Annotated in this window: 12 protein-coding genes; 4 read left to right on the plus strand and 8 right to left on the minus strand. The window is 48.7% G+C overall.

Annotated features, from left to right (window positions below):
- Positions 1–109: 109 nt before the first annotated feature.
- From tkt to QL223_RS01020, 3 genes are all read right to left on the minus strand, one after another.
- A complete protein-coding gene (gene tkt / locus QL223_RS01010; RefSeq protein ID WP_281543587.1) occupies positions 110–2,104 on the minus strand; it encodes a transketolase in 1,995 nt (664 codons plus the stop codon).
- A gap of 107 nt (positions 2,105–2,211) precedes the next feature.
- Positions 2,212–3,162, minus strand: coding sequence for a transaldolase (tal, locus tag QL223_RS01015; RefSeq protein ID WP_281543588.1), 951 nt, complete (start codon positions 3,160–3,162; stop codon positions 2,212–2,214).
- Positions 3,163–3,419: 257 nt separating this feature from the next.
- On the minus strand, positions 3,420–4,415 hold the full coding sequence (locus QL223_RS01020) for a sugar-binding transcriptional regulator (protein WP_002538354.1): 996 nt from the start codon (positions 4,413–4,415) through the stop codon (positions 3,420–3,422).
- 324 nt (positions 4,416–4,739) lie between these two features.
- Here QL223_RS01020 and QL223_RS01025 point away from each other — a divergent pair, with 324 nt between their 5' ends.
- Complete coding sequence (locus QL223_RS01025; RefSeq protein WP_281543589.1) at positions 4,740–7,310, plus strand: EAL domain-containing protein; 2,571 nt, start codon at positions 4,740–4,742, stop codon at positions 7,308–7,310.
- A 12-nt stretch (positions 7,311–7,322) separates the two neighbouring features.
- On the opposite strand, the gene QL223_RS01030 is transcribed toward QL223_RS01025, so the two are convergent.
- On the minus strand, positions 7,323–8,417 hold the full coding sequence (locus QL223_RS01030) for an anhydro-N-acetylmuramic acid kinase (protein ID WP_281543590.1): 1,095 nt from the start codon (positions 8,415–8,417) through the stop codon (positions 7,323–7,325).
- Between the two features lie 154 nt (positions 8,418–8,571).
- Here QL223_RS01030 and nagZ point away from each other — a divergent pair, with 154 nt between their 5' ends.
- Positions 8,572–9,576, plus strand: coding sequence for a beta-N-acetylhexosaminidase (gene nagZ, locus QL223_RS01035; protein WP_281543591.1), 1,005 nt, complete (start codon positions 8,572–8,574; stop codon positions 9,574–9,576).
- Between the two features lie 36 nt (positions 9,577–9,612).
- Here nagZ and QL223_RS01040 read toward each other — a convergent pair whose 3' ends face one another.
- Positions 9,613–9,927 (minus strand): metalloregulator ArsR/SmtB family transcription factor, encoded by a 315-nt coding sequence (locus QL223_RS01040; RefSeq protein ID WP_281543592.1) that lies wholly within the window; start codon positions 9,925–9,927, stop codon positions 9,613–9,615.
- Between the two features lie 107 nt (positions 9,928–10,034).
- Here QL223_RS01040 and QL223_RS01045 point away from each other — a divergent pair, with 107 nt between their 5' ends.
- Positions 10,035–10,943, plus strand: a complete 909-nt coding sequence (locus QL223_RS01045) for a permease (protein ID WP_281543987.1) — start codon at positions 10,035–10,037, stop codon at positions 10,941–10,943.
- 56 nt (positions 10,944–10,999) lie between these two features.
- Here QL223_RS01045 and QL223_RS01050 read toward each other — a convergent pair whose 3' ends face one another.
- Entirely contained in the window at positions 11,000–11,161 is a 162-nt protein-coding gene (locus QL223_RS01050) for a hypothetical protein (protein WP_002538360.1), read from the minus strand.
- A 653-nt stretch (positions 11,162–11,814) separates the two neighbouring features.
- On the opposite strand from QL223_RS01050, the gene QL223_RS01055 reads away from it, so the two are divergent.
- Positions 11,815–12,144: a DUF413 domain-containing protein gene (locus QL223_RS01055; protein ID WP_002538362.1), complete on the plus strand. Its 330-nt coding sequence runs from the start codon at positions 11,815–11,817 to the stop codon at positions 12,142–12,144.
- Positions 12,145–12,249: 105 nt separating this feature from the next.
- On the opposite strand, the gene QL223_RS01060 is transcribed toward QL223_RS01055, so the two are convergent.
- Together QL223_RS01060 and QL223_RS01065 are read right to left on the minus strand one after the other, a co-directional pair.
- Positions 12,250–13,713 (minus strand): hypothetical protein, encoded by a 1,464-nt coding sequence (locus tag QL223_RS01060; RefSeq protein WP_002538363.1) that lies wholly within the window; start codon positions 13,711–13,713, stop codon positions 12,250–12,252.
- Between the two features lie 90 nt (positions 13,714–13,803).
- Complete coding sequence (locus tag QL223_RS01065) at positions 13,804–13,974, minus strand: DUF1427 family protein (protein ID WP_002538364.1); 171 nt, start codon at positions 13,972–13,974, stop codon at positions 13,804–13,806.
- Positions 13,975–14,051: the final 77 nt, after the last annotated feature.

Genomic DNA, 14,051 nt, shown 5'->3' on the forward strand with positions numbered 1-14,051 from the left:
GTATCAGTATGAAAGTACTTGATAATTTCAGTTGGTTATTGAGTGTTTATAAAAGAAATAGGCAATAAAAAACCCGCCAGTTGGCGGGTTTTCAGTGTTGACTGGGTGCTTATGCCAGCAGTTCTTTTGCTGTCTCAACCACGTTTTCCGTGGTGAAGCCGAACATCTTGAACAGCTCACCCGCCGGCGCAGATTCACCGAAGGTGTGCATGCCGATGATGCGACCGTCAAAGCCCACGTACTTGTACCAGAAGTCCGCAATGCCTGCTTCGATAGCGACACGAGCTGTCACGTCTGATGGCAGTACCGCTTCACGGTATGCTGCATCTTGCTTGTCAAACACGTCAGTCGATGGGATAGACACCACGCGAACCGCTTTGCCTTCTGCCGCCAGCTGTGCTGCTGCTTCAACTGCCAGTTCAACTTCTGAACCGGTAGCAATCAGGATAAGCTCAGGTTTGCCTGCACAATCTTTCAGGATGTAACCGCCCTTGGCGATGTTTGCCACTTGCTCTGCGTCACGCTCTTGTTGAGCCAGGTTCTGACGCGAGAAGATCAGCGAGCTTGGGCCGTCTTTACGCTCAATCGCCAGTTTCCACGCAACTGCCGATTCCACCTGATCACATGGGCGCCATGTGCTCATGTTTGGTGTCAGGCGCAGAGAAGCGATTTGCTCAACCGGCTGGTGCGTCGGGCCGTCTTCACCCAGACCGATAGAATCGTGGGTGTAAACCTGAATGTTCTGCACTTTCATCAGTGCTGCCATACGCATCGCGTTACGTGCGTATTCCATGAACATCAGGAAGGTCGCACCGTATGGGACGAAACCACCGTGCAGGGCGATACCGTTGATGATCGCGGTCATACCGAATTCACGCACACCGTAGTGGATGTAGTTGCCAGACGCATCTTCACCGGTCAGGGCTTTTGAGCCAGACCACATGGTCAGGTTTGATGGTGCCAGGTCAGCTGAGCCACCCATGAATTCAGGCAGCATCGCACCGAACGCTTCCAGCGCGTTTTGCGACGCTTTACGTGACGCAATATTCGCTGGGTTCGCTTGCAGGTCGGCGATGATTTGGTTGGCTTTTTCTTCCCACTCAGCAGGAAGGTCACCGTTTACACGGCGTTTGAATTCTGCCGCCAGCTCTGGGTGTGCAGCTTCGTACGCAGCCAGCTTCTCGTTCCAAGCCGCTTCTTTTGCAGCGCCTGCTTCTTTCGCGTCCCACTGACCGTAGACGTCAGCTGGGATTTCAAACGCAGGGTGTTCCCAACCCAGGAACTCACGTGCCGCTTTGATTTCGTCTGCGCCCAGTGGTGCACCGTGACAATCGTGAGAGCCTGCTTTGTTTGGTGAACCGAAACCGATGATGGTTTTGGTACAAATCAGGGTAGGACGACCGGTTTCTGCTTTTGCCGCTTCAATCGCTGCATTGATCGCATCGGCGTCGTGACCGTCAACGGCTGGGATAACGTGCCAGCCGTAAGATTCGAAACGCTTAGGTGTATCGTCAGTGAACCAGCCTTCAACGTGACCGTCGATAGAGATGCCGTTGTCATCCCAGAACGCAATCAGTTTGCCCAGACCCAGGGTGCCTGCCAGTGAACACGCTTCGTGAGAGATACCTTCCATCAGACAGCCGTCGCCCAGGAACGTATAAGTGTTGTGGTCAACGATGTCGTGGCCTTCACGGTTGAACTGAGCTGCCAGTGCTCTTTCCGCAATCGCCATACCCACAGCGTTGGTGATCCCCTGACCCAGAGGACCAGTAGTTGTTTCTACACCTGGCGCGTAGCCATACTCAGGGTGGCCTGGGGTTTTCGAGTGCAGTTGACGGAAGTTTTTCAGATCGTCGATAGACAGATCGTAACCAGTCAGGTGCAGCAGAGAGTAGATCAGCATAGAGCCGTGACCGTTTGACAGCACGAAGCGGTCGCGGTCTGCCCACTCAGGATTTTGTGGGTTGTGGTTCATGTGGTCGCGCCACAGGACTTCGGCGATGTCCGCCATGCCCATTGGGGCACCTGGGTGACCAGAGTTAGCTTGTTGTACACCGTCCATGCTGAGAGCACGGATCGCATTGGCAAGGGTTTTACGTTCCATCTTGGGCTTACCTTGTTGAATTATGTTCAGAGCGGATTTCAATCAAGCGAATGATATAGGAAATAAGAGAGCGGCAATAGCCGCTCTGAGTAATTCTGTTTTGTCGGTTACAGCATACCGCGAATCATGTCTTCCAGTTTGCCTTGGTCAATCGCGAAATTGCGGATACCTTCGGCCAGTTTTTCAACTGCCATGGCATCTTGGTTGTGATCCCACAGGAACTCAGCATGAGTCATTGGTGCTGGGCGATCTTTCACTTCCACGTCGTCGTGTAGTTTCTGAACCACTTCGCCTTCTGCGTCAGACAGCTCTTGTAGCAGTTGCGGGCTGATGGTTAGACGGTCACAGCCAGCCAGTTCCAGAATTTCGCCTGTGTTGCGGAAGCTTGCACCCATTACCACCGTTTCGTAGCCATGCTCTTTGTAGTAGTTGTAGATGCTGGATACTGACAATACGCCTGGGTCTTCTGCTGCTTCGAAATCACGGCCTTCTTTCGCTTTGTACCAGTCCATAATACGACCAACGAAAGGTGAGATCAGGTATACACCCGCTTCAGCACATGCACGCGCCTGTGCGAAAGAGAACAGCAGAGTCAGGTTACAGTTGATGCCTTCTTTTTCCAGCACTTCTGCAGCACGGATACCTTCCCAGGTAGACGCCAGCTTGATCAGGATGCGGTCGTTGCTGATACCTGCTTCGTTGTACATGCTGATTAGTTTACGTGCTTTCGCTACGCTGCCTTCGAAATCGTAAGAAAGGCGGGCATCTACTTCTGTAGAGATGCGGCCAGGAATCACTTTCAGGATTTCTTTACCAATGTTGACTGCCAGACGGTCGCCCGCATCAGCCAGTTGTTGTTCAACGTCTTGGCTTTTCGCTTTTGCGTAGGCAATCGCTTCTTCAATCAGCGGTGCATATTGTGGGATTTCAGCAGCTTTCAGGATAAGAGAAGGGTTTGTTGTCGCGTCTTGCGGCTGGTATTTGGCGATCGCATCGATATCACCCGTGTCAGCAACCACGGTTGTGAGCTTGCGTAATTGTTCCAATTTAGTGCTCATCTTTTAAACCTTTTGTTGTATCTAGTAGGGGGCTCAGAAGTGCCTTTACTGGCCATTCAATGCATCGGGGTAGACGTTGAATGAACAAATGCAACATACCTGAGCAAATGATTGGGTCATATTTGTGTTTTTGTGCGATAAAGTCAACGCTCAGATCTGATAAACCTCACTGGGATCTCATAGAAACGTTTGCTTATAACGAGATCTGTTGATGTGCTGTTGGATCCTTGACCAGTGTTGATTTTGGCGCGTCAAAATCATCCTTCATTATCGACCATGTTCAGCAGTGCCATGGCACAGCTCGCGCTGGTTGCCAGCACATCTATCGTGCCTGTTTTCAATGCACCGAGAATAGACAAAGCTTTGCGGCTTTCACTAGCCATGGCAATGACATTTGGGATCAGTCTCAAGTCCCGCATTTCAAGCCCGACAACACGGTCACGCATCAGGGTGTTGGCGCGGCTGCCGTCCAATTTGAAGAAATCAAACCCGCCAATATCACCGACAATACCATCGTTCACACGCGCTTCAACGAATTCACGCGCAGAGAAGCAGCCCAGTTTCACCATGTGGCTGTTCTCGTCCATGTCACCGATACCCACCAAAGCAAATTCGGCTTTGCGTGCCTGGTTTAGCGTCTCATTGATATTTGGGTGACTTAGGAAGACATCACGGATTTCCGGGGTATCAACATAAGCCGGTGCATAGAGGGTTTCGCTGCTGCCACCAAACTTCTTGGCGAGACGACGGCAGATATGGTCTGCATTGATGATATCGCCGCTGCGATGAGTGCCACCAATTGCACAGACAAATCGGGCGTTACGATGAGAGACAATGCCGGGATGATCTGCAACGGCAGCGACGTTTTGTCCTTGCCCAACCGCGACAACCATACCTTCTTGCAAGTTACCATCAATAAAGGAAGAAACCAGCGTCGCGACTTGGTTGCGTTGCTCCTGAACGCTTGGCTGATCAAGAGCAATCAGGGCGCGCTTGAGGCTGAACTTTTCCATCAGCCTTTGTTCCAGTTGTGCACTGTGCACCGGGTGGAACTTAACAGAAATTTCTACGATGCCTTCTTCACGTGCACGACGCAGCAGACGACTGACTTTGGCACGGCTGATACCAAATTTCTTTGAGATCTCTTCCTGCGTCGTATTCTGTTGGTAGTAGAGAATGGCAATCTCAGTGAGGAGGTTAGTGTCGTCAAGCAAGCTCTCAAAGTTGCTGCTTAACGTTCGTGTCGTGGTCATGACGTCATCCTGCGGCGGAAATTCAGCCTCAGAGTCTACGAAGTTTTCTCCCTGTGAACAAATGTTCTAGTGTCATTCATTTGCTCAAAATCACACTTACATCGTTCAACAGCAAATTATCAGTAATATTTATGCTTTAAAGCACCCTGATGTTTGAAAAAGTAGTCATCCGTATCTAGATTGAAACATGTCATTGTAGGAATTTTCAGCAGCCTCACATGATAAGAAGGGCTGCACATTGGTTGGCGTATGACTAGAACGAAGCTCTCTTGCTTTCCCGAATTCCACTTATCTATCAAGAATTCAATGTAGCCGGGAGAATGAATGAAATTTCAGCCCCTAATCTCTAACCGCACGTTGTGGGTTGCGGCGACGCTTTTTGTCGTCATTCTCGGCATGCTCAGTGGCTCTCGCTTTGCAGGTCTTTTTCCGACCCTGACATCTAATCCGGACAGTGTTGATGTGAGTTATGGTTACTTCATTGATAACACAAACAGCCACATTCTCAGTTATGTCCATGAGTCAGCTATCTTCCGTTATGTTGAGAATCCCAATCAGATCCCTTGGGAGCTTGGGAGTAAATCCTATTGGGTAAAAGTCGATGTCCAGAATCTAGAATCTGAACATCGCCACCTCACGCTTTATTTCGATACGCCGATGATAGATCGTCTCAACATTTACCAATTCAATCACGAAGGCAAAGAGATTAACCGCTGGCGATTGGGTGACAGTATCGAGCGAGGTTATACCCTTGGTGACATGCCACCTGCCGTTAACTTTATGATGGACGGTTTTGAACGTTCAGAGTTGTATTTGCACGTCTACTCCGAAGGGTTTCCAGCGATGCCAATCTGGTTGATGGAGCAACATGATTATCATACTCTGACCCAACTTCTTCATACAGTTTGGGGGGGCTTTGCCGCGATCATGTTGGCCGTGGGTGTATACACCTTTGCTGTATATGTTTCACTGCGAGAGCGGGTCTATCTGGTTTATGCCGGATATGTTGGTGTGAGCATGGTATTGCTGGGCGCAGTTCATGGTTTCGGAATTTACCTTTTTCCTCCGGCAATACAGATTTTCTTCAGTAACAACACGGTGGGACTGACGTTCTGTTTGTTCTTACTTTCTCTATTGTTTGCGCATCTTTATTTGCGTGTTCACAAAGTACAGAGTCTGTTGAGGCAGGTTGTGAACTACGCATTGATGGTGCTGTTGGGTTTGACGATGATTTCGTTTGTCATCCCTGAGTACGTATCGGCGACGTTTTTGATTGCTATACAACCTGTCTTTTATGCGCTGATTGGTGTGCTGGTGTGGCGACGTTGGGCCGTGGCAAAGAAATGGAGCCCAATGTTTACTTTTTCTTGGATACCTTTGGTGATTGCCGGGGTCTTTCCTCCTTTGCTGGTCACGGGAAATATTGAATACACGTTGGCAAACCGATATGCCTTTATGATGGGACATGTGCTGACTGCCATGTTGATGGCAATGGCGCTAGCCGAACGTTTTCGCCAACAAAGAGAAGAGTCTGTTTATCAGCTCACTCATGACACGCTCTCGTCCTCGCCGAACGTGAACGTCTTGTCGCTTGTGGTCGATCAACTTATCGATCGCAATAATGAGTTCACGCTTTGCTGCTTCCAAATTGATCGCTTTAATTCTCTTTCTCCTTACATGTCCGTGAAGCAAAAACAGTATTTTGTTGGCGAAGTGTGTAACCGCTTACATGCAGCGCTTAACTGTGACGCTGTTAAAGTGCTGGAAGGGAGGTATAGAGACAAACACAGAATTGCCTGCATCAAAGAAGGGTTGTTTGGCTTTGTGGTGCTATCGACCAACAAGGAAAAGATCGATCTGTTACTGTCGAGCGCGATGGATGAGGTGGATCATTACGTCGAATTGAGCGACCTCAGCATCCGCACACAAGGAACGATAGGTTCCAGTGAGTTTCCAAAAGACGGTGCGACAACAGATGTGTTGCTGCGTAAAGCGATGCAGGCAGTGGCGGAGACTTCTCCTTCCGACAAGCGATTCAACGCTTATGACTCGCTCAATAGCTTTAACCGCACCATGAATATGTCGCTGGTGTCTGATTTGAAGCGCGCCATCGAAAACGACGAGCTGGATTTGTATCACCAGCCTCAGATTGATCTTCGCACTGGGTCCATACATGGCTCAGAAGTGCTTTTGCGTTGGGAGCATCCCAAGTTTGGTCAGGTGTCACCGGAAGTATTTGTGAAACTGGCGGAAGAAGTGGGGCTTATCAACAATCTAACGCTTTGGGTGATTAAACGGGCGTTCTACCAGCAGAGCAAACTGATCGAGCTGGGTTTCAGCCGTCGGCTCTCTATTAACGTGAGTGCATCTGATATCGCGATTCCCAATTTGGTCGACAAAATTGCAGATATAGCAGAGCAATACCATGTACCAACGGGCACGCTGTCACTGGAGCTGACAGAATCTACCATGGTGTCAGACTATGACAGATTGCATGAAGTGATTGATCGCCTGTCCCAATACGACATTGAAGTCTCGATTGATGATTACGGCACTGGCTACTCGTCATTGACTTATCTTTCTCAGCTACCGTTTACGGAGCTTAAGATTGACCGCAGCTTTATCAACTCACTGACTAATAGCCCTCGCAAACAGAACATTGTCCGTGCGACCACGGAAATGGCAAAGTCGCTTGGGTTAATGGTGGTCGCTGAAGGGGTGGAGGATTTGGAAACCGCTTCGGTATTGAAGCGGTACGGTGTCGACATCGCACAGGGTTACCACTACTCGAGACCACTCAGTTTCAGCCAATACCTGCTTTATCTGAAACGCACCAGCCTGAATATGCCTGTGTCGGTGAAACGTCCGAATAAGTTTGGTACCCAGCCGGGGTAGGGTCAACGGCCCCTAATCGGGATAGTAAATCGCGCCAAGTCGGCAAGGTCGGCTCGCGCCAGTTACATCGGGTAAGTTCCCCGGTTTTCCTTCTAAGGCTTGGTGTGCCAACCAGCCAAAAGCCAACGCTTCCAGCGAATCGCCATTAACGCCCTTATCGTCCGTTGTCATAACCTGCCAATCAGGTAATGCTGCTTGAAGGCCTTTCATCAAGGCTTTATTTCTGGCTCCACCACCACAAACCAGAAGTTCACCTTGTCCATAGCGAGCCACGTCATTGGCGATAGATTGCACCGTGAAAGCGAGTAGCGTCGCTTGTACATCTTCAGGACTCAATGGCTGATTGAAAGCGTTGAGTTGAGCCTCCAGCCATCCCCGATGGAATAGCTCCCGCCCAGTGCTTTTTGGGGCAGGCTGAGCAAAATATCCTTCGCTGAGCATTTGATTCAGCAGTGCCGGATTGACGGCTCCACTCGCCGCCCAAGCGCCGTCTTTATCATACGGTTTGCCTTGGTGTTCGCTTATCCAACTGTCCATCAGCATGTTGCCTGGCCCCGTGTCAAAACCGACGACGCTTTGGTTAGGTGCAAGCACTGAGATATTGGCGATGCCACCAATGTTCAGCACCACTTTGGTGGTGGAATCAGTGCCAAACAGAAACTGGTGAAAGGCAGGAACAAGAGGTGCGCCTTGACCACCGAGCGCCATGTCTTTGCGTCGGAAATCAGCAACCGTCGTAATGCCTGTCAGCGCTGCAATGATATTGGCATCGCCAAGCTGCATGGTGAATGGCATTGGCCCTGTGGGTTTATGAAATACCGTCTGGCCATGACAACCAATGGCTGTGATGTCTTCTGATTTCAACGAGTTTTCGTTTAGAAAGCGATTGACCGCTTCGGCATACGTTTTACCGAGGAAATGGTCGATGGTGCCAATTTCTTCCAGCGTGACTGGCACGCCCTGGCTCAGTGCGATGAGCTTTTCCTTGAGCGTTTCAGGAAAGGGATACTCAGCCTGATGATGCAAGGTGACGCTCTGGTCAGAAAAAGAGGCGGCGACCATATCAATACCGTCCAAACTGGTGCCAGACATTATGCCGATGTACATGATTTACTCGCCTCTCTTTTTTAACGGTTTCAATCGCTAAGTTTCTCATAGGATTGCAATTCCCAGCACCAAAATTTGGTGTCAGGCTTTCTAGAGTGTGCGTGTCAGCGTAATATGTTGCCAGCTTAAAACGAAATTCAAACAGGAGTGACCCATGGGGCCATTGTGGCTTGATCTTGAAGGGTGTGAGCTGGACGCGGAAGAGCGTGAGTTATTACAACACCCAAGCGTTGGTGGCTTGATCCTTTTCGCTCGTAATTACCACGACAGTCGCCAGCTGGCAGCACTGACAGAGTCTGTTCGTAAAGCGGCTAAACGCCCTATTTTAATTGGTGTTGATCAGGAAGGTGGCCGTGTTCAGCGATTTCGCGAGCAATTCACCATCATTCCACCTGCGCAGTCTTACGTCCAGATGGAAGATGGCTTGACTTTGGCGAAGGAAGCGGGCTGGTTGATGGCTGCCGAACTGATGGCCCATGATATTGACCTGAGTTTTGCGCCGGTGTTGGATCGTGGCTTTGACTGCAAAGCGATTGGCAGCCGCGCATTCGGCGACGACAATGATACGGTAATCCAGTTCTCAACTGCATTTATGGCTGGTATGAAAGACGCGGGTATGGCCACAACGGGTAAACACTTCCCAGGCCATGGTGCCGTGCTTGCCGATTCACATTTCGAAAGCCCGAAAGATGAGCGTGACAATCTTTTCGAACAGGACATGGCAATCTTTACCGCGCAAATCCAAGCAGGCGTATTAGATGCCATGATGCCAGCGCATGTTATCTATCCGCACTATGATGACTTGCCTGCCAGTGGTTCGCCTTACTGGCTGAAGAAAGTGCTTAGGGAACAACTGGGCTTTAAAGGCATTGTGTTCTCTGATGACTTGAGCATGGAAGGGGCGACGGTCATGGGCGGCCCGGCAGAGCGCTGTCAGCAAGCACTGGCTGCTGGCTGCGATATGCTGCTGCTATGCAACAACCGCCAGTCATCAATTGAGGCCTTAGACAACCTGCCAATCATTGACGTACCGAAGGCTGCATCACTGGCGAAGAAGCATCAGTTCTCGGTGCGCGACCTGCAAAGCGCTGAAAAGTGGCGAGACGTGAAAAAGCGTGTGGAACAAAGACACGCCGAGTGGCAGGAAAAGCAAAGCTAATCAAATCAGAAGCAGGGCAATCGCCCTGCTTTTTCTTTACCCACGAGTCTTTGTCTCTTCGAGGGATTCGTCCGCACAGCACTCTTCGCGCAAAAAGGATAAAACACCATCGAGTTGCTCGTACTTGGGAACACAGAAAAGGGTTCGTCCTTCACGCCGCTGCTCGATCAGGTTCGCAGACACCAAACTCGACAAATGATGGGAAAGGGTTGAGCCAGGAATGTTCAATTCCTCCTGAACCACACCCACAGCGATACCGGCATGCCCACCTTTGACCAGCCTCTTGAATATCGCTAACCGGGTTGGGTGTCCCAGTTCTTTCAATGCCTTAGCGACAGTTTCGAGTTCCATAGTGCTTCCTGGATAAAAATAATATTTCGATATTACCAGAAATATCTTGCAGAGGAGAAATCAAAACTCTATATTTCGAACATTCTAGAAATATAGAGAAATTAATGATGACCATGGAGACCCTCCAATCAACGCTGGGCATGTTTGCCTTCCTTGCCGCTGAAATCACTGTGCTGTTCCTAGTGATCAGTTATCTGGTTGGCGTATTGCAGCAATACATACCGCCAGAAAAGATTCGCGGCATTCTGAGCAGCAAAAACGGCAAAGGTTATGTCATGGCTGCGTTTTTAGGCGCCATCACGCCATTTTGTTCGTGCTCGACAATTCCTTTCTTAAAAGGTCTGATTCGCGCACAGGCAGGCTTTGGCACCATGATGGTGTTCCTGTTCGCAAGCCCTTTGCTTAACCCTATGATCATTGGCTTGTTTGCAGTGGCCTTTGGTTTGGAAGTCACGGCGTACTACTTCGCTTCGGCACTGGTTATTTCGGTGGTGGCGGGTTACCTGCTGGAAAAGTTGGGTTTCGAGAAGTACCTCAAACCATCTACTTATGAAGAACCTGCAAAGAGTTGCTGTGGCACCACGTGTGGTACGAAACCGGTAGAAGAGAATAAGTGGCTGAAGATTTGGCGTGGCGTGTGGAAAGACTTTAAAACGGCGATGCCATACATTTTCATCGGTGTTGGTGTGGGCTCATTGATTTACGGTGCAATGCCTGCGGAATGGATTGCTTCTATTGCCGGCGAGGATAACCCATTCGCAATACCTTTGGCAGCTGTGATAGGCATTCCGCTATACATCCGTGCAGAGGCTGTGATTTTGCTGAGTGCGCCCTTAATGGCAAAAGGCATGGGCGTGGGTACGGTAATGGCGCTGGTTATTGGTAGTGCAGGAGCGAGCCTGACTGAAGTTATCATGCTCAAGTCCATGTTCCGCAACCAGATGATTCTGGCCTTTTTGGCGGTGGTATTGGGCATGGCGATACTGACGGGTTACACCTACCAAATGTTTTTCTGATGTTACGTTAACACCAGAGATATCAAAGCCAGCGCTGAGACGCTGGCTTTTTGTCATCAATCGAACGGGTAATCCTCTTGAGATGAGCGGCTTGGTTTTGCCTTGCGGCGAGCCTTCTTGTCGCGTTGAGGTCGATCGTCAAATTCGTCATTGAATTTGGAATTAAACTTCTCTTTACGGTTTGTGTCGTTTTTCAGCCACTGTTCCCACTTGGCCATTTTATTTACCCTGTTCGTTTAACAATACTTCGGAATAATTTTCATTGCATCAAAGGACATTACGTTTCTTGCTAAGCCTTTGTCTCATCAAATATAGCCGAAGTTATGTGACTTATTGATGAAGTTTCCTTGGCATAACTGTGACACCAATTCCGCCCAAGCATAAATCCAGCAGATTGATTAAATAAAACGAAAAAATTCGCTGTCATCAATTAGAAATTTCGATTGTTACGAAAAGAATCTTATCAGTAGGTTATGGTTAATGAAAAAGGAAAGCGATTCTGTTCCTGACTGTGAACTGACATCGTTACATCGCAGTGGATATGTGAGGTTGAGCCCAGTTATTGTGTGAGATTTTTCTGCACGAGTGGTGAGCGTTTCTGGGCAGTTAATAAAAGTTTTTCTTAATTTTTGACGTTTTTCACATTGTTACAAAGGCTTACTTTCGGTGGTCTCGACCTAGGGCTACTTCTCGGATAAGTTACGTGCAAAATTCATCATGAAATTATCGTTAAACTCTCGACAGAACACGAAATCACCGCTATAAACCGCAGTAAGAATTAATTTTCTTAATCGTCAGATCAACAATATTTTGCTTTACACCTTAATGGTTTAATGAAGAATATTGCGCAAATTTGTTAAGGAGCTAAATAATGTTTAGTGGTCAAAAGTTTTTTGATGACAAGCATTTTCCAAAAGGTTTTGCTCGATCAGGCTATTTCACCATCAAAGAAGCACAACTTTTGGAAACCTGTGGACGCACCATGAAAGCACTGTTTGAAGGTGCAATGGTTCCACAAGACGAAGAGCAGCAGAAATTTGTTGATGAAGTGAATGGTCGTCGTGCAGCTGAATCAGCCTATGCTCTGTGCTGGTTGAAGTACCTGAAAGAGATCAACCACAAGCATGTCGTTTACAACCTGTGCTCCACTTCGCGTGGTGGTGCAGCGGAAGACTACTCTGAAGCAGAAGCTGACGAGTAATCGGTTTTGAATGCATCAAAAAAGCGAGCTTTAAGCTCGCTTTTTTGTTTTCTCATAGCAATTGAGGTGCAAGTAGAGCCAAATAAGCCTATCGCACCCTAATGATTATGCTAACAAATTCGCCAATGTGTAAGGGTGGCGCGCCAGTCCCAAAGCCTGCGCAGGGGTAATTCCTTCGCTGTTCTGATGGCAAAGGTTGTTCCATGCGCGGAAGATATCCAGTAATGGAAGCAGGCCTCCTGGGCGCAACCGACGTCTTGGCTCATCGATCAGGGAGCGAAAATGCAGGTGAAAGCGATCCTGATAATCTTCCAGTGCTGTTGTCGTTGCTCTTTCCAACCAAGCAGCTTCCAGACCTGTCTCTTTCCCTAAGTGACAGATGGCTTTCTCTGCTTGTCCTTTCTGGGTGAATGCCCAGCGGTCACGCCACCAACTCAAGAGCATAATGTCGATGTTATCGGCACTATCGTGTTCCAGCCAATGCGCATTCTGCACCACGTAGATTGGATGGCATTGTTTCTCTTGAAGGCGTTCCCTAAACACACTGATGATCGCAGAGCGTAGCAATGGCTCTTGAGGGAGATAGACCGTGAGGTCTTGCCACTCTTCAGTCAACTCTTTCAAACGAAGATACTGCGCATACGCCGCGTACTGGGGTCGAATCAAACAACCTTTTGACGGGTAATCAACATGTATTGGTCGCGTATAGAGGTCTTCCACATTGCTGCGTGAAAGAACTTCTTTGTACTTCTCGTTGACCTGATTCAGTAAGCCTTCGGGATTCGCTTCAAAGGAGTCTGTGAAGTGGATGAAATTATCCGGCATCAACCTCGCTTTTTCAGCGTACACATCACCCACTTCATCTGGCTTTTCTTCGTCAGATGAGTAGTTGATATTTTGCAGCAACACGTAGCCATGTTCTGCATCACCAGTGGTTAACCACATCACGCCATTGTCACTGCGCGGCTGCAACGTCGTGAGCGATGAAGCCAGTGGGTTTTCCTTCGATAATTGCAGGAATCGAGCGTCCACGCTTGCCAGTTTATTTCGGCAGCGCGCAGCGATTTGCTCGAGGTGATCGTAAAAAGTCTTTGGGTTGATATGCAGTTTTCTACAAATCTCCCGAACCGGATGTCCGGTGAAAAGCAATCCCAGCAGACGTTGCTGAACATCCAACTTAGGGTTGGCATTCGACCATTTATCCACGAAAGTCGCTTGGCAATGCTTACAACGGTAGCGCTGACGCTCACCACTGTAACCAAACGCATGATAATGCTCACGATGGGTGAGCACAGGCTTACCAAATGCCTCACAGCCTTCGGTATTGCACGCGGCGAGATTACCTGAGTCTTGCTGTTTTAGACGACTCAGTTCTTCAATAACGCCCCTGTTGTTAAGGAGAGGAGGAAAGGCACCACACTCTCGGCACACCAAACCGGGACGAGACGGATCCGAATCTTGAAGCAAATAATACTTCTCATCACTCAATCCAAAGTTTCGACACGCCAATGTTTTACAGAAGTTGAGTTGTAATCCATCTGCCGCCGGCGGTAGCTTCCCTGTAGACACCAGTCCTCCTCGAATTTTCTACGTCGTAAATAAAATATGAAATTCCAGCGCATTAAATTTCTGCGCTTGGGGTAAAGAATGTGGGAGAGACTATGAAAAGAATCTCGTGACAATTGTTTGATAGGCCATGCCGCCAAGATAGATCCCAACGATACCCATGATTCCAGATATCACTGGTGGGGCGGGGAGAGGCAACTTCACGGCGCTAAAGAAAAAACCAACAATTGCACCAGCAAAAACTGCTAATAAAACTTCGCTCATTAATGTATCCCTCTGTGTTTGCTTTGAAAAACAGCAATATTTTTTTAATTTATGTGTCATTACTGTTAATGTTTCTG

Source organism: Grimontia sp. SpTr1, assembly GCF_947387585.1.
Classification (GTDB): Bacteria; Pseudomonadota; Gammaproteobacteria; order Enterobacterales; family Vibrionaceae; genus Enterovibrio; species Enterovibrio indicus.